Raw genomic sequence first — 24,913 nt, forward strand, 5'->3', positions numbered from 1 at the left:
TCCTGCTGGTCGTATCCTCGTGCGATGGCGATCGACGTGCTGCTGAGCGGCTTCGAGCCCTTCGACGGGGCCGCGGTGAACGAGTCCTGGGAGGCGGTGCGGCGCGCCGCTCCCGCCCTGCGCGAGGGCGGCGTCCTCGCCCGCGAGCTGCTGCTGCCGGTGGAGTTCGGGCGGGCGGCCGAGGCGCTGCTCGCCGAGGTCCGGGAGCTGCGGCCGGCGCTGGTGGTGGCCGTGGGCCTCGCCGCCGGCCGCGGGGCGATCACCCCGGAGCGCACCGCCGTGAACGTGCAGGACGCCCGCATCCCCGACAACGCGGGCGCCCGCCCGATCGATGCGCCGTGCGTGCCCGACGGTCCGGTCGGCTACTTCTCGACGCTGCCGATCAAGGCGATGGTCGCCGCCGCCCGGCCCGGACCGGCGGCGGTCTCGCAGAGCGCGGGGACCTTCGTGTGCAACGACGTGTTCTACCGCCTGCAGCACGCCCTCGCCGCCGAGCCCGGCCTCGCCGGCATCCGCGGCGGCTTCGTCCACGTCCCCGCGGCCGATGTCGTGGCGCCTGGCGATGCCGCCGAGGCGCTGGGGCGGATGGTCCGGGCTGCGCTCTCCACCGCGGCCGATGCCCGGATCCCCGGCGGCGCCGAGCACTGAGCCGTTCCGCGCCGGCGGTGGCGCTGGGGAGCCGGCGGTGGGGAGAACTCCTCCGTGCACACCGCCGTCCACGATCGGGGCCCCGTTGTCCACGGCGGCTCAGGCGCAGGTCCACAGTTATCCACAGCGGGATCCACAGCTGGGGACGAATGACACGGGTGTGCTTCCGCAGGTGCCGGCGGTCCGTGCACGGCCGTGCACATGTCCGCACCCCGGGGCCCGGCCCGGTCACGGCCGCATCACGACCCGATCACGCCGGGATCACGGAGCGGCCCCGCGACCTGCAGCAGGTCGATATCACTGCAGGTCACAGCTGCGCTGCCGCCTGGTGTTGCCGATGCCTCCCCGGCGCTCGGCAGAGGGCCCGGGAGCGCCCGCCCGCCTCCCGGTCGGGATCCGGAGCCGGGCGAGGGCTCCCGCGCGCCGGGGCGCGGCGGGTCCGGGGCCGCGACGGAGGGACGGTGATCCACGAGGTTTCCCCACGGTCACATGCGTTGTCCACCATCGCGCGGGGTTGTCCCCCATCGACCCCCGACTTATCCCCAATCCTCTCCACAGCTGGGGATAATCACAGCCGTGTCATTCGCCCGCGAGCTCAGTCCTCCACCTGGGCGATGCCGGGGCGGCCGCTCTCGACGTGGATGCTCGCGCGGGTCTCGATCGGGGCGCCGGGGCGGTCGACGTAGGGCACGACCTTGTACTCGGTGCGCATCGCGTCCCGGCCCAGGTGGCACACCTGGTACCCGCGCTGCTTGTTGTGGAAGCGCATGTGCGGGTTCTCCTCCAGCCAGACCTTGCCCAGCGCGTCGGAGTCGGAGCCGTTGCCGCCGGAGCTGATGGAGGTGCCCAGGAACTCCGCGCCCACCACCGGCGAGGTGTCGTCGGAGAAGTCCAGCTTCAGATCCGCCGCGACGCTGCGGTGCGCGTCCCCGGTGACCACCAGGAAGTTCTCGACGCCGCGGCGGTGGACGCCGTCGAACAGGCGCTGGCGCGCGGCGGCATAGCCGTCCCAGGTGTCCATGCCGTAGCGGACGGCCTCGCCGGCCTCGTGGTCGGCCTCGAAGGAGAACACCTGGTTGGCCAGCACGTTCCAGCGGGCGGCGGAGGCGCCCAGGCCCTCCAGCAGCCAGGCCTCCTGCTCCGCGCCGAGCATCTGGCGCTGCGCGTCCCACCGGCCGGCGGGGTCCTGCAGCTGCCGGTCGCGGTAGCGGCGCGTGTCCAGCACGTTCAGCTGCAGCATGTCCCCGAAGGCGAGGCGGCGGAAGACCTGCATCTCGGGGCCGTCGGGCATCGAGGAGCGGCGCAGCGGCATGTTCTCCCAGTAGGCCTGGTAGGCGGCGGCGCGCCGCCGGCGGAACACCTCCGGGTCCTGGTCGGGCTCGTCGTCGGGTTGGGAGTGGTCCCCGGCCCAGTTGTTCTCGACCTCGTGGTCGTCGGGCGCGACGATCCACGGCGCCGCGGCGTGGGCGGCCTGCAGCGCGGGATCGGCCTTGTACTGGCCGTAGCGCACGCGGTAGTCGGCCAGGCTGAACACCTCGGCCGCGGGCAGGTGCGCCCGGCCGATGCTGCCGGCGCCGCCGCTCTCGTAGATGTAGTCGCCGAGGTGGACGACGACGTCGAGGTCCTCCCGGGCCATGTGCTCGAAGGCCGTGAAGTGCCCGGCCGGGAAGCTCTGGCAGCTGGCGAAGGCGAAGGTCAGCGCGTTCAGGGCGGCGCCGCGGGCCGGGGCGGTGCGGGTCCGGCCGACGGGGCTGATCTGGCCGGCCGCACGGAAGCGGTACCAGTAGACGCGGTCGGCGCGCAGGCCCTTCACCTCGGCATGGACGCTGTGGGCCTCCTCGGCGCGGGCGCGCTCGACGCCGCGGCGCACGATCCGGGCGAAGCCCTCGTCCTCGGCATCTCCCATGCGACGTTCACGTCCCGGTCCGGCATGCCGCCCAGGCCGTCGGCGGCGACGGGGTCCGGGGCCAGGCGCGTCCACAGGACCACGCCGTCGGGATGCGGGTCGCCGGAGGCGACGCCCAGGGTGAACATCTCCCCCGGCGGAACGAAGGGGCCGGAGGGATCGGCCGATGCCGACGGGCTCGGCACCAGGGCGGCCCCTCCGGCGGAGGCGCCGGCGAGGGCGAGGAAGGCACGACGGGGGACGACGATCCGGTCGGTGGGCCGGGACGTGGAGCGCAGCAGGGTCATGGGGATCTCCGGGGCGAGGAGGGCGAGGGGCCCGTCCATTCAGCCGCGCGGGGGTGACCCGCGCCCCAACGGCCGATGAATCCTTCCCGAACGGTCGGGGCCGCCCCGGCCATCCGCGACCCGGCGCCCGGGCCGCGACGGCGGCGCCCGACCGGATCCCCGCGGCCCCATTGGCCGCGGGGCGCGGTCAGAAGATCGGGACGAGGTACCCCTGCGGCACCGTCATCACCTTCGCGACGACGATCAGCACGCACAGCAGCAGCCCGGCGCCGATCACGGCCGCGTGGACCGCTGCGGCGCGGCGGGCCAGGGCCGTGCGGTCCGCTCCCGGGGCGGCCTTGGGGCGCAGCGAGAACATGGCCGCGGTCAGGGCCGTGCCCAGCACCAGCCCGCCCAGGTGGCCCTGCCAGGAGATATTGGGGACGGTGAAGGTGATCACGAGGTTCAGACCGATCAGCACCAGCACCTGCGTGGCCTGCGCGCCCATGCGCCGGTTCACGACGAACAGGCTGCCGAACAGGCCGAAGATGCCGCCGCTCGCGCCGACGGTGGCGCCCATCCAGGCGACGGACGTCGGATCGGCGAACAGGAGCACGGCGACGTGCCCGGCGATGACCGAGACCAGGTAGACCCCGGCGTACCGGGCATGGCCCATGGTCTGCTCGAGGTACTGGCCCACCGCCCACAGCGCCCACAGGTTCAGCACGATGTGCATGATCCCGCCGTGCAGGAAGCCGCTGGTCACGAAGGTCCACGGCATGGCCAGGGCCCGGAACGGCGCGAAGGCGAGCTCCTGGAAGACGATGTCCGGCGCGAGGTTCTGGCCGATGAAGGCGAGCGCGCACAGCGCCATCACGGTGTAGGTGACGTAGGGCGTGGAGCGCCGGGCGGCGCCGCCCATGGCGTTGCGCGGCTGGGTCGAGCGCTGCTGGCGGGCGAGCTGGTGCTCGCAGTCCACGCAGAGCACCCCCACGGCGGCGGGACGCTGGCACTGCCCGCAGACGGGCCGGTCGCAGCGCTGGCAGCGCACATAGGTCACCTGGTCGGGGTGGCGCGGGCAGACGGGCTGCTCTCCCGGCTCCGAGGAATCGGCGGCGTTGTAGCCGTAGGAGGGGCGGTTCATGCGCTCATTCCTACACGACCAACCTGTCCCGCCGCGCCGCCGTGTCGGCGTCCTGGGCCCGCGCCCGGCCCCGGGACGACGGATCCCGCCGCCGGAGGCAGCTCCGGGCGACGGGATCGGTCATCGCGCACGGCGGCGCGCAGAGGTCACTTCTCGATGGTGACCGAGGTGATGACGACGTCCTCGAGGGGACGGTCGCGCATGTCGGTGGCGGTGGTGGCGATGGCGTCGACGACCTTCTTCGACTCCTCGTCGGCGACCTCGCCGAACACGGTGTGCTTGCCGTGCAGGTACTGGGTGGGGGCGACGGTGATGAAGAACTGCGAGCCGTTGGTGCCGGCGGGGCGGCCGGTCAGCGCGTTCATGCGCTTGCCGGCGTTGGCCATGGCGAGCTTGTAGGGCTCGTTGAAGTTCTTCTCGGAGATCTCGTCGTCGAAGGTGTAGCCGGGGCCGCCGGTGCCGGTGCCCTGGGGGTCACCGCCCTGGATCATGAACCCGTCGATGATGCGGTGGAAGATGACGCCGTCGTAGAAGGGGCGCGTGACCTTCTCGCCGGTCTCGGCGTCGGTGAACTCGCGGGTGCCCTCGGCCAGGCCCACGAAGTTCTCGACGGTCTTGGGGGCGTGGTCCGGGAACAGCTCCAGGCGGATGTCCCCGTGGTTGGTGTGCAGAGTTGCGAACATGCGGTCATCCTCGCACATGCGCGGGCGCGGATCCCGGGACGCCGATCCGCGCCCGTCCACCGCCGGGAGAACCCTGGATGTCCGTGCCGCAGGTCACGATAGAGTGAGTGCGATCGAAGCGTGTCGCCGTACCGCATGTACGCAGCCCGGTGCCGCTTCCTGGACCCGCGCCGGCCGAGCCGGCGGAATCGATCGAAAGGGGAAGCCATGGCGCTGAAGACGTCCAAGCGTGCCGAGAAGAAGGCGCAGGAGCTGGCGGCCGAGGCCACCAGCACCGTCGAGGCGAAGGCGGACAAGGCCCTCTCCGAGCTGTCCAAGCTCGCCTCCACCGTCGGCCCCGTCGTGAGCGAGGGCGCGAAGGAGTTCCGCGGCAAGGCCGAGGGCCTCGTGGACCAGTACCGTCCGCTCGTCGAGGACAACATCCGCACCCAGAGCGAGAAGCTGTCCTCGCTCTCCGAGAAGCTCGGCCCGCAGGCCGACCGCCTCAAGCACGACCTGCAGGAGGACTACCTCCCCCGGGCCAAGCGCACCGCCGCGGCGACCAACACGGTGGTCACGGCGGCCGTCACCGCCGCCGTGGACGCCGCCCGCAAGGAGATCGACAAGGGCCAGTCGGACATCCGCTCCGCCGCCCTCACCCCGGTCGCCGCCCCCAAGAAGAAGGGCCGCGCCGGCAAGGTGCTGCTCGTCCTCGGCCTCGCGGCCGTCGGCGCCGCCGCCGGCTACGTGGCCTGGAAGAAGACCCGCCCCGTCGAGGACCCCTGGGCCCCGCCGGCGGACTTCGCCCGCGCCCACTACCCGGCCTCCGGCTCCACGGACTCGGACTCCTCCGCGGTGTCCGACTCGGTGGGCTCCGCCGAGGCGGGCGACGTCGCCGAGTCCCTGAAGGACTCTGCGGCCGATGCCTCCGGCGATGCCGCCAAGCGCGGCAGCCACCGCGGCGACGCCTGACCGTCCGCCCCGCAGCAGGCCCGGCGCCGAGGGAATCCCCTCGGCACCGGGCCTGTCGCATGTGCGGGGCTCAGCGGCGGCGGATCAGGACGACCCCGTCCTCGAGCTCGGCGGGCGTCCCGTCGGGAGCCGTCGCCGCACGCCGGCGCAGCTCGGCCCGCTCGACGGCGAAATCCGCGGCCGGCAGGTCCAGCGCGGCGACCTCCGCGTCGGGGTCCAGCAGGTCCTCGCGATGGCGGGCGAAGTCCCCGCGCGCCCACGGCGGCGGCGCCGCATGGGAGATGACCAGCAGGCGCCCGCCGGGGGCCAGCAGCGCCGCGGCCCGCCGCAGGATCCCCGTGCGGGGCAGGGCGATCGTGGAGTGGAAGAACGAGGCGGTCACCAGGTCGAAGGGCCCGCCGAGGCCCGCGTCCACGACCGGGTCGGAGAGGTCCGCGGCGATCAGCCGCAGCTGCTCGGGGCCCAGACCGGCCTCCCGGGCCGCCTCCTGCGCCCGGCCGATGGCGGTGGGAGAGATGTCCACTCCGGTGGTCCGCCAGCCGGCACGCGCCAGCCAGATCGCATCGGCCCCCTCCCCGCAGCCGATGTCCAGGGCGCGCGGGGCGCGGGACGGGCCCGAGGACGGGGCGAGCTCCTCCAGGACCGCGACCAGGCTCGCGTTGGCCGCGCCGGACCAGACCCGGTCGCCGGTGCCGTAGTGCTCCTCCCAGTGGGCGACGGGGTCGATGCCCTCCGCGGGGGCGTGGTGGTGATGCGTGTGCTCGCTCATGCGGCGAAGCGTAGGCCCGCTGCGGCGGCGTGTCCCGTCCTGTTGCCGGATCGGCACGCCCCGCCGGAGCACCCGGCTTCCTAGACTGGCCCGGTGACCGTCTCCCCGCCCCCGACCGCCGGCGCCGGGCGCTACGCCCCCTCCCCCAGCGGGGACCTGCACCTGGGGAACCTGCGCACCGCCGTGCTCGCGTGGGTGCTCGCCCGGCGGTCCGGGCGCGCCTTCCGCCTGCGCGTGGAGGACCTCGACCGGGTGCAGGAGGGCGCCGAGGCCCGCCAGCTCGAGGACCTCGCGGCGATCGGCATCACCGCGGACGGTCCGGTGGTGCGCCAGTCCGAGCGCGGCGCGGAGCACGAGGAGGCGATCGCCCGCCTCGCCGCCGCCGGCCTGGTCTACGAGTGCTACTGCACCCGACGGGAGATCCTCGAGGCCCCCTCGGCCCCGCATGCGCCGCCCGGCGCCTACCCCGGCACCTGCCGCGACCTCTCCTCGGCCGCCCGCGAGGCCGGCCGCGCCCGGATGCATCGGCTGCGCCGCGAGCCGGCCCTGCGCCTGCGCGCCGGCGTGCGCGCGCTCACCGTGCAGGACATGTTCGCGGGCGCGGTGACCGCCGCGGTGGACGACCTCGTGCTGCGCCGCGGCGACGGCGTGGTCGCCTACAACCTGGCCGTGGTGGTCGACGACGCGGACGCCGGCATCGACCAGGTGGTGCGGGCCGATGACCTGCTGACCTCGGCGCCGCGCCAGGCCCACCTCGCCGAGCTCCTCGGGCATCGGCCGCCGCAGTACGCGCACGTGCCCCTCGCGGTGAACCCGCAGGGCGCCCGCCTGGCCAAGCGCGACGGCGCCGTCACCCTGCGCGACCGCCTCGCCCGCGGGGAGAGCGCCGGCGACGTGATGGCGCGGATCGGCCTCTCGCTGGGGCTGCCCGGCTGCCGCACCGCTGCGGACGTGCTCGAGCGGTGGGACCCCGCGACCCTGCCCCGGGAGCCGTGGGTCGTGGACCTGCCGGCCTGAGCGCGCCTCGGACGTGGTCCCGGGGGACGCGCGCGGCCCCGCCGGGATCCTAGGATCCGGGCGGGGCCGCCGGGTGCTGCAGGGCGCGGAGGATCAGGCCTGCGGCGTGTTCTCCTCGATGGTCGTGTCGCGGGCGGAGGCGATCAGCGAGGCGATCGTGGCCACGCCCATCGAGACGACGATGACCGTCAGCGACAGCCAGATCGGCACCTCGGGGATCCGCTCCAGGGCATCGAAGCCCGGCAGCCAGTGCAGCGGGGCCTCGTGGATCGCGTGGATGATCAGCTTCACGCCGATGAACGCGAGGATCGCGGCGATGCCGTAGTGCAGGTACTTCAGGCGGTCCATGAGGCCGCCCAGCAGGAAGTACAGCTGGCGCAGGCCCATCAGCGCGAACAGGTTCGCGGTGAAGACCAGGAACGGGTTGGTGGTGATCGCGAAGATCGCGGGGATCGAGTCGAGCGCGAACATCACGTCGGTCAGGCCGATAGTGATGAACACCAGCAGCATCGGGGTGAACAGCTTCTTGCCATCGACGGTGGTGCGCAGCCGGTTGCCGTCGTACTCGTTGTGCACCGGGAGGACCTTGCGCACCGAGCGCATGATGAAGGAGTCGCCCTCGTCGTCGTCCTCCTCCTTGGTCTGCTTCCACGCCGTGTACAGCAGGAACAGGCCGAAGATGTAGAACACGCCCGCGAACTGGTCGATGATCACCGAGCCGGCGAGGATGAAGGCGGCACGGGCGATCAGCGCGATGATGATGCCCACCATCAGCACTTCCTGCTGGTACTTCCGCGGGACCGCGAACTTGCCCATGATCACGATGAACACGAACAGGTTGTCCACGCTCAGGGAGTACTCCAGCAGCCAGCCCGTGAGGAACTGGGACGCGGTGTGGCCATCGGAGGCGATGGCGAGGACCACCGCGAAGATCAGGGCCAGCGACACGTAGAAGCCGATCCACAGCGAGGCCTCCTTCATGGAGGGCTCATGGGGGCGCTTGAGGACCAGCAGCAGGTCCAGGATGAGGATCGCGGTCAGCACGACCAGCGCGATGACCTCGAAGGTGATGCTTATCTCGCCCATGAGGCGGTACCTTTCGGGGGTGGGGAGGCCCGCCGCGCCGCCCGCAGGGCCGCGCAGGGGCAGACCGGACCAGAGTAGCGCCCGCCCTCGGCGCCGCCGCCGCGCGGACGGTCGATGTGGCGCACTCCGCCCGGCCCGGGACGGTCGCCCGCATCACCATCTCAATACCTTTACGTATCGGATACACGAATGTATCGTGAAGGCGTGTCCACCGCGAAGCGTCCCCGCACATCGTTCCTCTCCGGCCTCCTCGCCCTGCTGCCCGCCGAGTGGAAGAAGCCCATCGCCGCCCTGTTCGTCACGGGCCTGGCGCTGGTGCCGATCATCTACTCCGGCAACATGACCTGGTCCTTCGACGACCCCAGCGGCCACCTGGACCAGGTCACCGCCGCCGTGGTCAACGAGGACACCGGGGCGGACGTCACCGGCCCCGACGGGGACGTGCGCCACCTGGACGTGGGCGAGGAGTTCACGAAGACGCTGCTGGAGAAGGACCAGAGCACCGTCTACCGCTTCGTCGAGGTCAGCCGCGAGGAGGCCGAGGTCGGCCTCGCCGACGGCACCTACGGCGCGACCATCGAGGTGCCCGCCACCTTCTCGGCCGATGTGGGCTCGATCGGCGGGGACGACGCCTCCGCCGCGACCCCCGCGATGCTCACGGTCCGCACCAACGACACCGTCAACTACGTCTCGGGCAACTTCACGAAGTCCGTGGGCACCGCGGTCACGGAGGCCCTGCGCGAGAGCGTCCTGGAGGAGTACCTCGACAACGTCTACGTCGGCTTCACGACCCTGCACGACGGCCTGGTGGACGCCGTCGACGGCAGCGGCGAGCTGACCGACGGCGCCGAGAAGCTGCGCGACGGCGCCGGCGACCTCACCGACGGCGCGGGGCAGCTCGCCGGCGGCGCCGGCGAGCTCACCGACGGCGCCGGGACGCTCGTGGTGGGCCTGCGCCAGCTCGAGGACGGCTCGGTCACCCTCGGCGAGGGCGCCGCGCAGCTCGACTCCGGCGCCGGGCAGCTCGCCACCGGGCTCGACGAGCTCGACTCCAAGGGCTCCGACCTCCGCGACGGCAGCTCGCAGCTCGCCACCGGCACCGGGCAGGTCGCCGACGGCGCCTCCGACCTGGAAGCGGGTGCCCAGCAGGTCGCCGAGGGCACCGAGACCCTCGACACCGCCGTCACCGACGCCCAGAACCGCCTGGACGAGATGGGCGTCTCCCAGGAGAGCGTCGACCAGGCCAGCACCGACCTGGTCACCGCGATCGACGGCTTCACCGGCCTCGTCCAGGACGTCGAGGACGCCCTGGCCGGCCCCACCACCGCCGCGGACACCCTCGCGACCGATGCCGAGTCCCTCTCCAGCACGGTCACCGACATCGACGAGTCCGCCCAGGGCGCGGCGAGCGACGCCACCACCCTCCAGACCCAGGCGCAGGACGTCGTCACCGCCGCCCAGCCCCTCGTCGAGGACGCCGGCACGGTCGACGAGCAGGTCACCGCGGCCGACGACGCCGCCGGCACCGCCGCCGAATCCGCCGCCGCCCTCCAGGACGACGTCGACACCTACACCGGCGGGGTCGACGGCCTCGCCGCGCGCTGCGCCGAATCCGGCGCGGACGAGTCCTTCTGCGCGGACCTCACCGACCTCGCCGGCTCCTCCCAGGGCCTCCGGGACGACGCGGCCTCCACCGCATCGGACACGGCCTCGGCCTCGGAGTCGATCGGCACGGCCGCGGACTCCTCGCAGTCCCTGTCGGAGTCCGCATCGGGCATCTCCGACACCGCCGGAGAGATGACGAGCACCGCCGAGTCCCTGGTCACCACCACCCAGGACATCGCCACCGTGACCGACGGCATCGCCACCCCGCTGTCCGGCATCGCGACCGACGCCCGCACCCTCGCCGACGACATCGCCTCCGCCGAGCAGCTGGCCTCCGACGCCACGGACGCCTCCCCCGGCGTCGGCGACCAGGTCGACGAGCTCACCTCCCAGGCCCGCGAGGTCGCCCTCGCGCTGCCCGACGCGTACCGCACGCTCAGCGACGGGGCCGACGGCGTGCACCAGCTGGCCGACGGCTCCGAGCAGCTCTCGGACGGCGCCACCGCTCTCGCCGAGGGCTCCCGGCAGACGGCCGACGGCGCCCAGACGCTGCACGAGGGCGTCGAGGCGTACACCGGCGGCGTCTCCACCGCGAGCACCGGCGCGGACCAGCTGGCCGACGGCGCGGGCCGGCTCGCCGACGGCACCGGGGAGCTGACCCGGGGCCTCGGCTCCGCGGTCGGCGGCGCCGAGCAGCTCGAGGACGGCGCCGGCCAGCTCGAGGACGGGGCGGTCCAGCTGGAGGACGGCTCCGGTCAGCTCGAGGACGGCGCCGGCCAGCTCGCCGACGGCGGGGCCGAGCTCACCGACGGGCTCACCGACGCCCGCGACCAGGTCCCCTCCTACACCGATTCCGAGCGCGAGCACCTCGCCGGCTCCGCCTCCGAGGGCGTGAGCATGGACTTCGTCCGCGAGAACGGGCTGGACCGCTTCGGCGAGGGGCTGGCGCCGCTGTTCCTGGCGATCAGCCTGTGGGTGGGCGGCATGGCCATCTTCCTCATGATGCCGCCGTTCTCCGGCCGCGCGGCGGCCGAGGGCCGCGGGCCGCTCGCCCTGCTCGGCGGCGGACTGCTGCCGGCGCTTCTGCTGGGCGCCGTCCAGGCGATCATCGCCGTCGCGGTGCTGCACATGGCCGTCGGGATCACGGCGGTGGACGTGCCGCTGCTGGCGGGCCTGTCGGTCCTCACCTCGCTCGTGTTCGTGGCGCTGAACCACGGCTTCGGTGCGATGTTCGGGCCGATCGGCAAGTTCGTGGCGCTGGTCCTGGTCGCGCTGCAGATCTCCGGCGCCGGCGGCACCTACCCCGTCCAGACCCTGCCGAAGTTCTTCCAGGTGATCCACCCGTACCTGCCGATGACCCACGCGATCGACGCCTTCCGCGGCGCCATCGGCGGCGGCTGGATCGACCCGCGCGGCGACCTGCTGTGGCTGTCCGGCTGGTTCGTGCTCGCCCTGGTCCTGGGCTACTTCGGAGCCCGGAAGTTCCGCCGCGAGGTGCAGCGGGAGGCCTCGGCCGAGCCCGGCCCCGCCGCCGCTCCCGCCGCCGCCTGACCCGGGGCCCGGGCGCGCATCCCGCGCCCCGGGCCCGGCCCGCAGGCACGCCCGGCCCCCAGCCCCAGCCTGGCCAGGCGCCGGCTCCGAGCCCGACCCCGAGCCCCGATCCCTCCCATGACACACCGGCCCCTCCCCGAACACGCCGAGAAGTCATTCTGCGTCGCTTGAACAAGGATTCAAGCGACGCAGAATGACTTCTCGGCGTGGTGCTGCGCGGCACGGGGCCCTGGGGCTGCGCGGGGCGGAGATGCGCGGTGCGGGGCCCTGGGGCTGCTCGGGGCGGAGATGTGAGGGGCAGGGCGGGCAGGCGGCGGGGGGGGTCAGGACCGGGGCGTCTCTCCGGCGAGGACGCGGTCGAGCTTGGCGTAGCCCTCGTTGACGCCGACCTCCATGCCGGACTCGAGCCAGCCGTTGCGCCCGGCGAAGCTGTCCACGAGGGACTGGGCGTGCAGACGGGTCCAGCCGTCCCCGAGGTCCTCGACGGTCAGCGTCTCCAGCGAGACGTGATCGGGCATGCCCTCCCAGGTGAAGGTCTGCACGATGCGGGTGTCGGAGACCTCGTGGAAGCAGCCGTGGAAGGCGTACTCCCCGTTCTCGTCGGCGTGGACGAAGCGCCAGGACCCGCCGGTGCGGGCATCCCAGTGGTCGATGGTCATGGTCAGCCCGTCGGGGCCGTTCCACTGGGTGACCAGCTCCGGATCGGTGTGCGCGCGAATGACCTGCTCCGGCGCGGCCTGGAAGTCCCGGGTGATGCGGATGATCGGGACCTCGGGGTCCGCTTCGATGGTGGCGGTGGTGATGTGCTCGGTGGTGCTCATGACGATGGCTCCTCGGGTGTGTTCGATACTGCGGGTGTGTTCGGTGCTGCGGAGGCGACCGGTGCTGCGGGCGTGCTCTGCGGGGTGGGGCTTCCCTGCGGGGCGGGAACGTCCGGGGCCGACGGGGCGGACATGCGGGACAGCAGGGACTCGAGACGGGACATGCGCGCCTCGGCTCGATGCCGATGCTGGTCGATCCAGCGGGTCAGCTCCCCCAGCGCCTGCGTCTCGAGGTGCACGGGACGCCGCTGTGCGTCCCGGCTGCGGGTGACGAGCCCGGCCTCCTCGAGGACCTTCAGGTGCTTGCTCACCGCCTGGAGCGACATGTCGTACGGGGCGGCGAGCTCGCCGACGGTCGCATCGCCCAGGGTGAGCCGGGCGACGAGGTCGCGGCGGGTGGGATCGGCGAGGGCCGCGAAGGCCCGGGACAGGGTGTCGATGTCGTCGGTGTTCTGCATCGCCCTCCTTGTTCAACTATCCGGTTGATAAGGAGGACGCTACGCCCGCCCACCCCGGTCGTCAACCCCTGAGTTGAATAAAGTTCGGCAGCTCCCCGGAACCTCTGCGGCGGGCCGGCATGGTCGGCCTCCACGGGCGCCGGCATGGCCGACCTCCACGGCAGGCCGACATGGCCTCGGGGAGCCGCGTCCCGCACGCTCTGCGCGGGTGATCGATTCGCGCCCCTGAGAGCGCGCCATAGGGGTCGATATCGATCAGTCGTCCCGAGCCTCCCCGCACAGGGTCCCCGCCAGGTCCGGGCCCGTCCTCCTGCGCACCGCCGGAGCGACGGGGCGACTGCACTGCACAGATAGGCACACGGAGGCCTGGGCGCAGCACGATGGCTCGGGCGGCGGCACGACGGGGAAGGGAGGACGGCACGACGGGGAAGGGAGGACGGCGCTGAGGGACGTGAGGACAGCGAGACGGGGCCGAGGGGGATCGCTCCCCCTCGGCCCCGTCGTGCGCCCGCCGGATCTCCCGGCGGGCGCGGAGGTCAGGCGCGCTTCAGGCGCAGGATGCTCCAGGAGATCGCCGGCAGGGCGGCGGTGAGCTTCCCGCCCTCGAGCGCGACGGTGTCGTTGGCCTGCGGCGCGACGGTGTCGGGCGCATCGGCCGAGTTGCGGGCGTAGGGGTCCTCGTGGTGCAGGGTGAGGGCCTCGACGAGCTCGAGATCGCCGAAGGCGGAGAGGTCCACGGCCAGGTCGAGGTCGCCCTCGGTGGCGCGCGAGACCGCGAAGATCGTCAGTTCGCCGGACTCCTCGTCCCAGGTGGCGACGGAATCGGCGAGGTCGGACTGCCCGAACCGCGCGTTCTCGTAGGTGGGGACGTCGATCGCCAGGCGCAGCACCTCGCCCGAGGCATGACGGGCGGTCAGCGCGAAGGGGTGGAAGGTGGTCTGCTTCCAGGCGCGGCCGCCGGGCTCGGTCATGATCGGCGCGATGACGTTCACCAGCTGCGCGAGCGAGGCGGAGGCCACGCGGTCGGAGTGGCGCAGCAGCGAGATGAGCAGGTTGCCGACGACGACCGCGTCGATCGCGGTGTAGTGGTCCTCGAGCAGGACCGGCGCGACGGGCCAGTCGTCGCCGCTGGGCGGGCGGGACTCGGCACGCTTCTGGTACCAGACGTTCCACTCGTCGAAGCTGATGTGGATCCGCTTCTCGCGCTTGAGCTTGGCGCGCACGTGGTCCGCCGTGGCGACGACCGACTCGATGAAGTAGTCCATGTCCTGCGCCGAGGCGAGGAAGGAGCCCTGGTCGCCGTCGTGCTCGGCGTAGTAGGCGTGGGCGGAGATCATGTCCACGAAGTCGTAGGCCTCGGTGAGGACGATGTTCTCCCAGGCGCCGAAGGTCTCCATCGAGGAGCTTGAGGAGCCGCAGGCGATGAGCTCGAGGTCCGGATCCTCCTGGCGCATGGCGCGCGCCGTCTCGGTGGCCAGGCGCGCGTACTCCTCCGGCGTCTTGTGGCCGGTCTGCCAGGGGCCGTCCATCTCGTTGCCCAGGCACCACATGCGGATGCCGTAGCCCTCGGGGTGGCCGTTGGCGGCGCGCTGGTCGGACAGGGCGATGCCCTGCGGCGCGTTGGCGTACTGCAGCACGTCCACGGCCTCGGCGACGCCGCGGGTGCCGAGGTTCACGGCGTACATCGGCTCGACCCCGGCCTTCTTCGCCCAGGCCATGAACTCGTCCAGGCCCACGGTGTTGGGGTCGGTGGTGTGCCAGGCGAGGTCGTGGCGCGCGGGGCGCTCCTCGACGGGGCCGACGCCGTCCTCCCACTTGTAGCCGGAGACGAAGTTGCCGCCGGGGTAGCGCACGGAGGTGACGCCCAGCTCGCGGGTCAGCTCGAGCACGTCGGTGCGGAAGCCGTCCTCGTCGGCGGTGGGGTGGTCCGGCTCGTGGATGCCGGTGTAGACGCAGCGCCCCAGGTGCTCGACGAAGGAGCCGAAGGTGCGCGGGCGCACGGGGGCGATGCGGAAGGCGGGATCCAGGGTGATGGTGACGGTCGGTGACATCGGCGTCGGCGTCCTTCGGGGTGCTGGGGCTCGGACGGGCGCCCGAGGGCGCAGCAGCGTCCTCGCACGACCCGTTATACAACGTTGTACAACTTTGGCACATGCCCCCTCCCCCGTCAACGCCCCGGCGGCCTCTCGTCGCCGCTCCCGCGCCGCGGACCCCCGCCGGATGCGCGCCGCTCCGGGGCGGCCCGGCGGGCTCGGCCGCGTCCCTCCGCCCCGGGGCCGCCGGGGGGATGCAACAATCGGCGCCATGAGCACGACCGCCCGCTCCGGCCCCCATCGCCCACCCACGCTGCGCGATGTCGCCGGGATCGCGGGCGTCTCGATCAAGACCGTCTCCAACGTCGTGCACGAATACCCGCACGTCAGCGAGGCCACCCGCGAGCGGGTGCGCGCGGCGATCGCGCAGGTCGGGTACCGCCCCCAGGTCGCCGCGCAGCAGCTGCGCACCGGGGAGAGCGGGCTGATCACCCTGGCGCTGCCGTCGCTGGCGTTCACCTACTTCTCGCACCTCGCCCAGGCCTTCATCGAGGAGGCGCAGCGGCGCGGCCAGACGGCGCTGCTGCACTCGACGCGGGCCGGCTCCGAGGAGGAGCGCAACGTGCTGGAGGGCTTCAAGCGCGTCCTCGGCGACGGCGTCGTCTTCAGCCCCCTCCTGCTCGAGGAGGAGCGCATCGCCGCCCTGGAGCGGACCAGCCAGCCCACCGTCTTCATCGGCGAGCACCTCCCCGAGACGCTCCCCCAGGGCTGCGACTACGTGAAGATCGACAACGTCTCTGCCGCGCACGACGCGACGGCGCACCTGCTGGAGACCGGGCGGCGCAAGGTCGCGTTCATCGGCCAGATCACCACGGCCGTCGGCGCCCAGCCGCACAGCTCGGGGACCCTGCGCCGCGACGGCTACCTCAGCGCGCTGGCCGAGCACGGGATCGACCCGCGCGAGGCCATCGTCCAGGAGGTCGCGGACTGGCACCGCTCCGACGGGCTGGCGGGCGCCGAGGCGCTGCTGGAGCGCGGCATCGACGTGGACGGGCTGGTCTGCGCCAACGACGAGCTCGCCATCGGCGCCCTCGCCGCCCTGCGCCGCGCGGGCCGGAGGGTCCCCGAGGACGTCGCCGTGATCGGCTACGACGACGTGCCCGACGCCCTGTTCACCGCTCCCCCGCTGAGCTCGATCTCCCCCGACAAGGAGGCCCTGGCCCGCACCGCGCTGGACCTGCTGACCGAGCGCGTGCGCGGCCACGACGGCCCGCCGCGGGTCGTCCTCACCCCGTACACGCTGGTGGTGCGCGAGAGCACCGCCCCACCGGGCCCCGCCCCCGAGACCGCCGCCGCCCCGCCCGCCGAGAAGGAGCCCGCCCGATGACCATCCCCACCCCCTACGAGGACCTCCTGCGCGAGGTGCTGGAGACCGGCGCCCCCAAGGGCGACCGCACCGGCACCGGCACCCGCACCGTCTTCGGCCGCCAGCTGCGCTTCGACCTCTCCCAGGGCTTCCCGCTGATCACGACCAAGCGCGTGCACTTCCGCTCCCTCGCCCTGGAGCTGCTGTGGTTCCTGCGCGGGGACACCAACGTGCGCTGGCTGCAGGAGCGCGGCGTGAGCATCTGGGACGAATGGGCCGATGAGAACGGGGACCTGGGCCCCGTCTACGGCGCCCAGTGGCGCTCCTGGCCCACCCCCGACGGCGGCGTGATCGACCAGATCACGCAGGTCGTCGAGCAGATCCGCACGAACCCCGATTCCCGCCGCCTGATCGTCTCGGCCTGGAACCCGGCGGACATCCCGCAGATGGCGCTCGCCCCCTGCCACGCCCTGTTCCAGTTCGCGGTGATCGAGGGGAAGCTGTCCTGCCAGCTGTACCAGCGCAGCGCGGACCTGTTCCTGGGGGTGCCGTTCAACATCGCCAGCTACGCGCTGCTCACCCACATGGTCGCCCAGCAGACCGATCTCGAGGTCGGGGACTTCGTGTGGACCGGCGGGGACTGCCACATCTACGACAACCACGTCGAGCAGGTGCAGCGGCAGCTGGCCCGCGATCCGTTCCCCGCGCCGACGCTGCGCATCGGCCGTCGGCCGGAGAGCATCCTGGACTACGCCCTCGAGGACTTCGAGATCGTGGACTACCAGCACCACAAGGGCATCGCCGCGCCGGTGGCGGTGTGAGCGTCGCCGGGCCGGAGGCAGGCCCCGGACCGGAGGCAGGCCCCGGACCGGAGGCAGGTCCCGGACCAGGGACAGGCCCCGCAGCGCGGCGCATCGGTCTGATCTGGGCGCAGGCGCGCGGCGGCGTGATCGGCGCGGGAGGCACCATGCCCTGGCATCTGCCGGAGGACCTGCGCCACTTCTCGCGCACCACGGCGGGATCGCCCGTGGTGATGGGGCGGCGCACCTGGGAGTCCTTCCCGCCGCGGTACCGCCCCCTGCCCGGTCGCACGAACATCGTCATCACCTCGGACGACGCCTTCGCGGCCGAGGGTGCGCGGCGTGCCCGCGATCTCGAGGAGGCGCTCGCGCTGGCCTCCGCGGACCTGGACCGGCGCGAGGCCGAGGGCCAGGAGGCGGGGACGACCTGGGTGATCGGCGGCGGCCGCGTCTACCGCGAGGCGATGGACCGGGCGGACCTGCTCGTGGTCACCGAGATCGACCTCGAGGTCGCGGGAGACACCACCGCCCCGGAGATCCCGGGCGAGGCGCGCCTCGCCGAGGCCGACCCGCCGCAGGGCTGGCACGAGTCGGCCTCGGGGCTGCGCTACCGGATCCTGCGCTACTCCCGCTGATCCCGCCGGACCCGCAGCGCCGGCCCTGCGGCGTCCACCTCGAGCGGACGCAGATGCATGTACCGGCCGCTGGCGGCCTCGTCCCAGGCGTGGAAGGCGATGACGTCCTGCCCGTCGGGTCCGCGGGTGCAGGAGCTGTGGCCGGGGCCGATGAACTCCCCGTCGCTGCGCAGCAGCACGTCGTCCGGGGGCGGCGGCACCGTCCACGGTCCCCGCGGGGAGGCGGCCCAGGCCCAGGCGGTGCGATATCCGGCTCCCTGCCACGATCCGGCGGAGAAGGTCAGGAACAGGATCCCGTCACGGGCCACGACGTGCGGGCCCTCGAGGGTGTGCCAGGTATGGGTGCCGCCGTGCATGGGCCGCTCCCGGGCGAAGATCTGGCTGTCGTCGTACGGCGCGAGGACGGGGACGGTCTCGCCCAGCTCGGTCGGTGTGAGCAGGGGCGCCGCGGCCAGGTGCGTCCCCGGCCGGTCGTGGTCCAGCACGTCCCGGGCGAAGAACAGCCACCAGCTGCCGTCCTCGAGGCGGCACGGCGAGGCGTCGATCGCGAACAGCTCGTCCGGGGTGAGCACGACCCCCAGGTCGCGGAAAGGCCCGGTGGGCCCGTCGGCCCGGGCCACGCGCAGGCGATGACCCCGATCGCCGTGCCCGACGGAGTAGTACATCCACCATGCGCCGTCCCGCGCGCACACCTCCGGCGCCCAGTAGGAGTCCCCCGCCTCCGGCCCGAGGGCCTCGAGCACGCCCCCGATCCCGACCCAGGTCACGAGGTCCGCGGAGACCGCCGCGGGCGCCGCCCGCCCGTCCCGGACGGGACCGGTGCCGTAGGCGATCCAGCCGCCGGGCACGCGGACCACGGCCGGGTCCGCGAGGGGCGCCTCCCAGGCGGGGGTCGCCCGGGAGGCAGCCTGCTGAGGGTCCGGCCCCGCGCCGTCGGCCCTCATCCCTTGAGCCCCGTCGCGGCGATGCCCGCGACCAGGTAGCGCTGGAGGACGAAGAACACGGCCAGCACCGGGATGAGGCTGACCGTCGCCGCCATGAACAGTCCCCCGTAGTCGAAGGTCTGCGCGGTGAGGAAGGAGGACAGGTAGATCTGCACGGTCATCGCGTTCTGCCCGTCGCCCGCCACGACCAGCGGCCAGAGGAAGGCGTTCCAGGACCCGATCAGCCCGAGCACGGTGAGCGCCGAGGCGAAGGGCAGGGTGTTGGGGAAGACGATCCGGAAGAACGTGCGGAAGAACCCGGCGCCGTCGATGTACGCGGCCTCCTCGATCTCGCGCGGGAAGTTCACGTAGAACTGCCGGAACAGGAACACGTTGAACGCGCTGAACAGGCCCGGCACGATCAGACCCTGCAGCGTGCCGATCCAGCCCAGCGAGGCGACGATGATGAAGTTGGGCACGAACGCGGTGGTCGCCGGGACCAGCAGGACGACGATCACCAGCACGAACATCGGCCGCGCGGCCCGATGCGGGATGCGCACCAGCGCGTACCCGGCCAGCGCCGCGATGAGGATCGTGAGCGAGGTCGAGGCCACGGCCATGATCGCCGAGTTCTTCAGCGCGTCGAGATAGCGCGGGTCCGCCAGCAGCTCGGGGATCCTCTGCCACTGCGGGTCGCGGGGCCAGAGCACGAAGTCCTGCGAGTAGATCTCGTCGTTCGGGGACAGGGCCGTCTTGATCATCGCGTAGAACGGGACGAGGAAGACCACCGCGAGCACTCCCGCGATCCCGTAGCGCAGCACGAGGCCGGCGCTCCCCCGGTTCTGGCCGACGATGCGCAGCTGCGCGCTCATGCCGCTTCCCCCTGGTCCGGGCGGGAGGCGGGGCGCCCTCCGCGGCGGCGCAGCCGTCCCAGGCGGCGCCGCGGGGTGTCATCATCGGACCCGAAGCCGATCAGCCAGGTCTGCAGGAGCCCGGCGAGGACCATGATCGCGGTGAGGACCAGGGCTCCCGCGGAGCCGCGCCCGAAGTCCTGCTGCGGGCCCAGGGCGACGTTGTAGAGATAGACCAGCGGAGGGCGGGTCTCGGGATTGTTGCCGGTGAGGTTGTAGAACTCGTCGAACGCCTGGAAGGCCGCGATGAGCAGCAGCAGGAGCACCGCCGCGGAGGTGGTGCGCAGCTGCGGCAGGGTGATGAGGCGGAACATCGAGAAGCCGCCGGGGCTCAGCCCGTCGACCGCGGCCGCCTCGTACAGCTGCGCGGGGATCGCCTGCAGCCCGGCCAGGAACAGCAGCATGTAGAAGCCGACCTGCAGCCACAGGCGCACCGAGACCAGGACGATCCACCAGTACGGCGAGGCGGACAGCCACTGCGAGATCGCGTCGATCCCCACCAGGCCGAGCATCTGGTTCACGACGCCCGACTCGAGCCCGTTGAACAGCGAGAGCCTCCACACGACGCAGGCGACGACATAGCTGCAGGCGGTGGGGAGGAAGAAGACCGAGCGGAAGAAGGCCTGGAACCGCGGCAGGCCGTTGACGAGGACGGCCAGGGCGAGGGACGCCGCCATCGTCACCGGCACGATGCACAGCGCGAACACGATGAAGGTGCGCAGCGACTGCAGGAACGCCGTGTCGACCAGGAAGCCGCGGAAGTTGTCCAGCCCGATGAACTCGGTGGGCAGGACCGTCCCCCGGGCCTCGAACAGGCTCAGCGTCGCGCCCCAGATCAGCGGCAGGACGGTGAAGACGAGCAGCCCGACCAGGAACGGGGTGAAGAACAGCCAGAACGCGAGCCCGTTCCCGCGGATCCTGGTCGGGCCGCTGCGCGCGGCGCGGTCGACGGGGACGGCGGCCGGCGCCGCGGTCCGCGCGCTCATGCGCCGAGCGCCCGGTTGCTGGCCTCCTCGGCCTTGGCGAGCTCCTCGGCCGGATCGGCGCCGTTCTTCAGGATGTTGCTGATCGCGTCGTCGCGCGGGGTGCCGACGTCGCCGGTGTACTCCGGCGGGCCGGTCACCCCCATCTCCGCGGCCATGGTGGCGATCTCGAGCCCGTTGCCCTCCTTGAGGGCCTCGGCCTGCTCGGCGACGGCGGTGATCGGCGGGATGTGGAAGCCGTAGCTCAGCGCCCAGTCCGTCTGGTGCTCGGTCTGGTCGATCCACAGCCACTTCGCGTAGGCGATGGCGGCCTCGATGTTCTCGCTATTCCCGGCGACCTGCTCGTTCCAGCCGCCCATGAAGGCGACCTGCCGCCCTTCGGGGCCGACGGCGGGGTGCGGGAAGACGCCGATGTCGTCCAGGGCGTCCTCGAGGGCCGGCAGCGCCCAGCAGCCGCCCCAGGTGATCGCGGCGAGGCCCGAGGCGAAGGCGGCGGGATCGGCCCAGTCCGAGGGGGCTCCGGTCAGGAGCACGTCGTCCTTGATCATCCTCTGGATCGCGGCGAGGCCCTGGGCGTAGCCGGGGGTGTTGTAGGCGACGGCGTCCTTGGCCTCGTTCAGCGGCGAGCCGCCCGCGGCCCACACCATCGGCCAGGTGCAGGCGTCGAAGTTGTTGCCGAGGAAGAGGCCCTTCTGGTCGGGGGTGGTCAGCTCGGTGGCCGCGGCGACGAGGTCGTCGAAGGTCTCCGGGGGTGCGATGCCCGCCTTCTCGAACAGGCTCCTGCGGTAGTAGAAGTGCTGGGGGTCCAGGATCATCGGGATTCCCCAGATCCGGCCGTCGATCGTGACCGGGCCCAGGGACGCCTCGTTGAACTGGTCCTTGACCGGTTCCATGATGTCGGTGAGGTCGACGTACCGCCCCTGATCGGCCTGGTCGACGGCGATGGCGTTGTTCTCGAACACGTCGACGCCGCCGCCGGAGAGCAGAGCGGTCGAGAGCCGTGCGGCGTAGTCGCCGGTGACCCAGTTGACCGTCACCGTCGCCTCCCCGTAGTCGGCGGCGTAGCGCTTGGCGGCGTCCTGCGTGCCCTCCTCGCCGTACTGGTGGTACCACTGCGAGAGGCCGCCGCCTCCCCCGCCGGGGTCCGTCAGGCCCCCGGTGTTCCCGCCGCAGGCTGCGAGGCCGGCGCCGGCGAGCGCCATCCCTCCGAGACCGAGCGCTCCGCGTCGGGTGAATCGCGTACGAGTCGTCATGGCCGTCTCCTTCGAGGCTCCGAGACGCCGCGGCACTGCGGCGCTGGGCCGAGTTTAACGTGAGAATCCGTGTCGCGGATCACGTCTCGGCAACACATCTCCCGCGCCGGTCCGCACGGGCCGCTGTTCGGAGCTAGCCCTCTGACCTGCTGTTTCGTCAGTCCGCCCCTGGTCCGCCCTGGCGCGAATGGCCTCCGACCCCCGGAATCCCACGTCGTCATCGGCGCGCGAGGCGCGCTCCCGCGGCGGCGCCGGAGCACAGCGGCGGCGGCGCCGCGCGGGCCTCGTCGCCGCACGGACGGGACCCCGGGGCCGGGACGGTGACAGAATCGACCCATGCCCGCCGATCCCTCTCCCCGTCGCCGCCCGCCGCGGCTGCGGGACGTCGCCGATCTGGCGGGCGTCTCCGTCAAGACGGTCTCCAACGTCGTCAACGACTTCCCGCACGTGAGCCCGTCGATGCGGGCGAAGGTGCAGGCGGCCATCGAGGAGCTCGGGTACCGCCCGCAGATCGCGGGCAAGCAGCTGCGCTCGGGCACCAGCGACATCCTCACCCTGGCGGTCCCCTCGCTGACCTTCGCCTACTTCTCGGACCTCGCGCAGACCTTCGTGGACGAGGCCCGCGCGCGCCGGCGGACGATCCTCCTGCACAGCCTCTCCCAGGGGCTGGAGCAGGAGCTTGAGCTCATCGAGGGACACCGGCAGACCCTGGGCGACGGGATCATCTTCAACCCCCTGCTGCTGCCGGAGGAGCGGCTCGCCGCGCTCGCGTCGCTGCCGCAGCCGATGGTCCTGATCGGCGAGCACGTGGACCCGGAGGCCCTGCCCCACGGGGTGGACTACGCCCGGGTGGACAACGTCGCCGCCATGGCCGAGGCCACCGCCCACCTGCTGGCCGCCCAGCCCCGGCAGATCGCCTTCCTCGGCGTCCTGCCGGCGGGGGACCTGGTGCCCGCGCACAGCACCGCGGCCCTGCGCATCGCCGGGTTCCGCGAGGCCGTGGCCCGGGCCGGGCTCGACCCGGCCGATGCCCTCGAGCAGACGGCCCCGGACTGGCACCGCCACGACGGGCGGGTCTCCACCCACGCCCTGCTGGATGCGCACCCCGAGGTCTCGGCGATCGCGGCGGCCAACGACGAGCTCGCCCTCGGGGCCCTCACCGCGCTGCGCGAGCGGGGCCTGCGCGTGCCCGAGGACGTGGCCGTGACCGGCTACGACGACATCCCCGAGACTCCCTTCGCCTCCCCGGCCCTGACCACCATCAGCCCGGACACGCGGCAGCTGGCGCGGGTCGCGCTGGACATGCTGCTGGAGCGGATCGCCGGGCTCGAGGGCCCGGGACGGACGGCCACCGTCCCGCACACCCTGGTGGTCCGCGAGAGCGCGCCGGCGACGGCGCGCTGACCCGAGCGCCTTCCGCACCGTGGTGAACAGCCTCTTGCCATCGTTGTTTACAACGATGTAAGGTCCCGGGCAGATCATCGCCGACCCTCCCCCGGACGAAGGAGTCCCCGCATGAACCCCCTGTCCCGACGCCGTCTGCTGACCTCGACGCTCGTGCTCACCACCGCCGCCGGCGGCTCCGCCCTGCTGCCCGCCGCGGCGCAGGCCGGCCCCGTCGGAGGGGGCACGGACCTGCCGGATCCCAGCTTCACCGACGTCTCGGTCCACGACCCCTCCGTGATCCGCGCCGACGGCCAGTTCTACGTCTTCGGCTCGCACCTGGCGGCCGCCCGGACCCCCGACCTCCTGCACTGGGAGGGCGTGGCGGACCTCGTCACCCCCGAGAACCCGCTGTTCGAGGACGTCACCCTCGAGCTGGCCGAGGCCTTCGAGTGGGCGAACACCACCACCCTCTGGGCCGCGGACGTCACCGACACCGTCGACGGCCGCTTCCGGATGTACTACTGCGCCTGCGAGGGCTCTTCCCCGCGCTCGGCGATGGGCTCCGCGATCGCGGACAGCATCGAGGGCCCCTACGTCGACGAGGGCGTCTTCCTGCGCTCGGGCATGTGGGGCGAGCCCAGCGAGGACGGGACGATCTACGACGCCACCGTCCACCCCAACGTCATCGACCCCCACGAGTTCGTCGACGCCGAGGGCCGCCACCAGCTGCTCTACGGCTCCTACTCCGGCGGCATCTTCGTGCTCGAGGTGGACCCGGTCACCGGCCGCCCGCTGCCCGGCCAGGGCTACGGCACCCACCTCATCGGCGGGAACCACGCCCGCATCGAGGCGCCGTACATGCTCTACTCCGAGCAGACCGGCTACTACTACCTGCTGCTGACCTTCGGCGGCCTGGACGCGAACGGCGGCTACAACATCCGCGTGGGCCGCTCGCGCTCGGTGACCGGCCCCTACCTCGACCCGATGGGCCAGGACCTGCGCGAGTGCAAGGCGGATCCCTCGCTGCCGCTGTTCGACGACGCCTCCATCGAGCCGTACGCCCTCAAGCTCATGGGCAACCACGAGTTCGTCACCGGCACGGGCGAGGACGCGGTGCGCGGTCCGGGGTACGTCTCCCCCGGGCACGTCTCCGCCTGGGCGGAGCCGGGCACCGAGAACGTCTTCCTCATCTTCCACGCACGGTTCCCGCGCACCGGCGAGTTCCACCAGGTGCGCGTGCACCGCATCCACTACACCCGCGACGGCTGGCCCGTCGTCTCCCCCCACCGCTATGCGGGCGAGGCGGCGGCCGGCGCGAAGAGCACCCGCCTGAAGCGGGCCGAGGTCGTCGGCTCCTGGCGCCTGGTCGACCACGGCCGCGCCATCAGCCCCGAGATCGTCGACTCGCAGGAGATCACCCTCGCCCAGGACGGCTCCGTCTCCGGCGCGGTGACGGGCACGTGGCGCCTGGAGGCCGGGCACCGCGCGGTGCTGCAGATCCAGGGGCAGCGCTTCGACGGCGTCTTCACGCCCGGCTGGGACGAGACCGCCGCCGCGTGGACGCCGACCTTCTCCGTGATGGGCGCCGACGGCCGCGCGCTGTGGGGCTCCAAGGCGGGCTGACCCCGCCCGCAGGACCCCCGGGGCGCTGTCCTCCCGCCGGCCCGGCGGGAGGGCGGGGCCCTCGCCCGTCCCGGGACCGCCGCCGGAGACGGCGC

Annotated in this window: 21 protein-coding genes and 1 pseudogene; 9 read left to right on the forward strand and 13 right to left on the reverse strand. The window is 72.9% G+C overall.

The features are described 5' to 3' along the window. The first annotated feature begins 24 nt into the window (after positions 1–24). Positions 25–648, forward strand: coding sequence for a pyroglutamyl-peptidase I family protein (locus BF93_RS14110; RefSeq protein WP_038373484.1), 624 nt, complete (start codon positions 25–27; stop codon positions 646–648). A gap of 595 nt (positions 649–1,243) precedes the next feature. Here the strand turns inward: BF93_RS14110 and BF93_RS14115 are convergent. The 4 genes and pseudogenes from BF93_RS14115 to BF93_RS14125 form a co-directional block, all read right to left on the reverse strand. Next, on the reverse strand, positions 1,244–2,284 hold the full coding sequence (locus BF93_RS14115) for an alkaline phosphatase D family protein (protein WP_415749465.1): 1,041 nt from the start codon (positions 2,282–2,284) through the stop codon (positions 1,244–1,246). 153 nt (positions 2,285–2,437) lie between these two features. Next, positions 2,438–2,880 (reverse strand): annotated as a pseudogene (locus tag BF93_RS20105) (PhoD-like phosphatase N-terminal domain-containing protein); the annotation flags it as partial. A gap of 148 nt (positions 2,881–3,028) precedes the next feature. Continuing rightward, entirely contained in the window at positions 3,029–3,964 is a 936-nt protein-coding gene (locus BF93_RS14120; protein WP_038373485.1) for a rhomboid family intramembrane serine protease, read from the reverse strand. A gap of 146 nt (positions 3,965–4,110) precedes the next feature. After that, positions 4,111–4,647, reverse strand: coding sequence for a peptidylprolyl isomerase (locus BF93_RS14125; protein WP_038373486.1), 537 nt, complete (start codon positions 4,645–4,647; stop codon positions 4,111–4,113). Positions 4,648–4,854: 207 nt separating this feature from the next. Here BF93_RS14125 and BF93_RS14130 point away from each other — a divergent pair, with 207 nt between their 5' ends. Further along, positions 4,855–5,598 carry a hypothetical protein gene (locus tag BF93_RS14130; RefSeq protein ID WP_038373487.1) on the forward strand — a complete coding sequence of 248 codons (744 nt, stop codon included), beginning with the start codon at positions 4,855–4,857 and terminating at the stop codon, positions 5,596–5,598. Positions 5,599–5,668: 70 nt separating this feature from the next. Here BF93_RS14130 and BF93_RS14135 read toward each other — a convergent pair whose 3' ends face one another. Next, entirely contained in the window at positions 5,669–6,367 is a 699-nt protein-coding gene (locus BF93_RS14135) for a class I SAM-dependent methyltransferase (RefSeq protein ID WP_038373489.1), read from the reverse strand. A gap of 93 nt (positions 6,368–6,460) precedes the next feature. Here BF93_RS14135 and gluQRS point away from each other — a divergent pair, with 93 nt between their 5' ends. Next, positions 6,461–7,384 carry a tRNA glutamyl-Q(34) synthetase GluQRS gene (gluQRS, locus tag BF93_RS14140; RefSeq protein WP_038373490.1) on the forward strand — a complete coding sequence of 308 codons (924 nt, stop codon included), beginning with the start codon at positions 6,461–6,463 and terminating at the stop codon, positions 7,382–7,384. Between the two features lie 93 nt (positions 7,385–7,477). On the opposite strand, the gene BF93_RS14145 is transcribed toward gluQRS, so the two are convergent. After that, the gene (locus BF93_RS14145) at positions 7,478–8,470 is read right to left on the reverse strand and encodes a TerC/Alx family metal homeostasis membrane protein (RefSeq protein WP_038373492.1); all 993 of its coding nucleotides are present in this window, start codon (positions 8,468–8,470) and stop codon (positions 7,478–7,480) included. A gap of 204 nt (positions 8,471–8,674) precedes the next feature. Here BF93_RS14145 and BF93_RS14150 point away from each other — a divergent pair, with 204 nt between their 5' ends. Next, positions 8,675–11,626, forward strand: a complete 2,952-nt coding sequence (locus tag BF93_RS14150) for a YhgE/Pip domain-containing protein (protein ID WP_232226443.1) — start codon at positions 8,675–8,677, stop codon at positions 11,624–11,626. A gap of 323 nt (positions 11,627–11,949) precedes the next feature. On the opposite strand, the gene BF93_RS14155 is transcribed toward BF93_RS14150, so the two are convergent. The 3 genes from BF93_RS14155 to arfA all read right to left on the reverse strand — a co-directional run bounded on the left by BF93_RS14155 (position 11,950) and on the right by arfA (position 14,956). Continuing rightward, positions 11,950–12,447 carry an SRPBCC family protein gene (locus BF93_RS14155; protein WP_038373494.1) on the reverse strand — a complete coding sequence of 166 codons (498 nt, stop codon included), beginning with the start codon at positions 12,445–12,447 and terminating at the stop codon, positions 11,950–11,952. Beyond that, positions 12,444–12,905: an ArsR/SmtB family transcription factor gene (locus BF93_RS14160; RefSeq protein WP_084148567.1), complete on the reverse strand. Its 462-nt coding sequence runs from the start codon at positions 12,903–12,905 to the stop codon at positions 12,444–12,446. Before BF93_RS14160 ends, BF93_RS14155 begins: the two co-directional genes overlap by 4 nt. 536 nt (positions 12,906–13,441) lie before the next feature. Next, the gene (arfA, locus tag BF93_RS14165; protein WP_038373495.1) at positions 13,442–14,956 is read right to left on the reverse strand and encodes an arabinosylfuranosidase ArfA; all 1,515 of its coding nucleotides are present in this window, start codon (positions 14,954–14,956) and stop codon (positions 13,442–13,444) included. Positions 14,957–15,209: 253 nt separating this feature from the next. Between arfA and BF93_RS14170 the strand changes: the two genes are divergently transcribed. The 3 genes from BF93_RS14170 (at position 15,210) to BF93_RS14180 (ending at position 17,739) form a co-directional block, all read left to right on the forward strand. After that, positions 15,210–16,325: a LacI family DNA-binding transcriptional regulator gene (locus BF93_RS14170; RefSeq protein WP_051486981.1), complete on the forward strand. Its 1,116-nt coding sequence runs from the start codon at positions 15,210–15,212 to the stop codon at positions 16,323–16,325. Continuing rightward, positions 16,322–17,125 (forward strand): thymidylate synthase, encoded by an 804-nt coding sequence (locus BF93_RS14175; RefSeq protein WP_038373497.1) that lies wholly within the window; start codon positions 16,322–16,324, stop codon positions 17,123–17,125. The genes BF93_RS14170 and BF93_RS14175 overlap by 4 nt, the downstream gene beginning before the upstream one ends. Before the next feature lie 92 nt (positions 17,126–17,217). Next, positions 17,218–17,739, forward strand: coding sequence for a dihydrofolate reductase (locus tag BF93_RS14180; RefSeq protein ID WP_038373585.1), 522 nt, complete (start codon positions 17,218–17,220; stop codon positions 17,737–17,739). Here the strand turns inward: BF93_RS14180 and BF93_RS14185 are convergent. Genes BF93_RS14185 through BF93_RS14200 form a run of 4 tightly spaced genes read right to left on the reverse strand, consistent with a single transcriptional unit; the run spans position 17,727 to position 21,809 of the window. Beyond that, positions 17,727–18,683, reverse strand: coding sequence for a glycoside hydrolase family 43 protein (locus BF93_RS14185; RefSeq protein ID WP_038373498.1), 957 nt, complete (start codon positions 18,681–18,683; stop codon positions 17,727–17,729). The two genes, BF93_RS14180 and BF93_RS14185, sit on opposite strands and share 13 nt — an antisense overlap. After that, a complete protein-coding gene (locus BF93_RS14190; RefSeq protein ID WP_038373499.1) occupies positions 18,680–19,534 on the reverse strand; it encodes a carbohydrate ABC transporter permease in 855 nt (284 codons plus the stop codon). The genes BF93_RS14185 and BF93_RS14190 overlap by 4 nt, the downstream gene beginning before the upstream one ends. Then, entirely contained in the window at positions 19,531–20,559 is a 1,029-nt protein-coding gene (locus BF93_RS14195) for a carbohydrate ABC transporter permease (RefSeq protein WP_232226445.1), read from the reverse strand. Before BF93_RS14195 ends, BF93_RS14190 begins: the two co-directional genes overlap by 4 nt. Next, on the reverse strand, positions 20,556–21,809 hold the full coding sequence (locus BF93_RS14200) for an ABC transporter substrate-binding protein (protein WP_038373500.1): 1,254 nt from the start codon (positions 21,807–21,809) through the stop codon (positions 20,556–20,558). Before BF93_RS14200 ends, BF93_RS14195 begins: the two co-directional genes overlap by 4 nt. Positions 21,810–22,145: 336 nt before the next feature. Here BF93_RS14200 and BF93_RS14205 point away from each other — a divergent pair, with 336 nt between their 5' ends. Both BF93_RS14205 and BF93_RS14210 read left to right on the forward strand, forming a co-directional pair. Beyond that, positions 22,146–23,213, forward strand: coding sequence for a LacI family DNA-binding transcriptional regulator (locus BF93_RS14205; protein WP_051486983.1), 1,068 nt, complete (start codon positions 22,146–22,148; stop codon positions 23,211–23,213). Positions 23,214–23,324: 111 nt separating this feature from the next. Continuing rightward, the gene (locus tag BF93_RS14210) at positions 23,325–24,818 is read left to right on the forward strand and encodes a glycoside hydrolase family 43 protein (protein WP_038373502.1); all 1,494 of its coding nucleotides are present in this window, start codon (positions 23,325–23,327) and stop codon (positions 24,816–24,818) included. Positions 24,819–24,913 lie beyond the last annotated feature (95 nt).

It is taken from the genome of Brachybacterium phenoliresistens, from assembly GCF_000576425.1.
Classification (GTDB): Bacteria; Actinomycetota; Actinomycetes; order Actinomycetales; family Dermabacteraceae; genus Brachybacterium; species Brachybacterium phenoliresistens.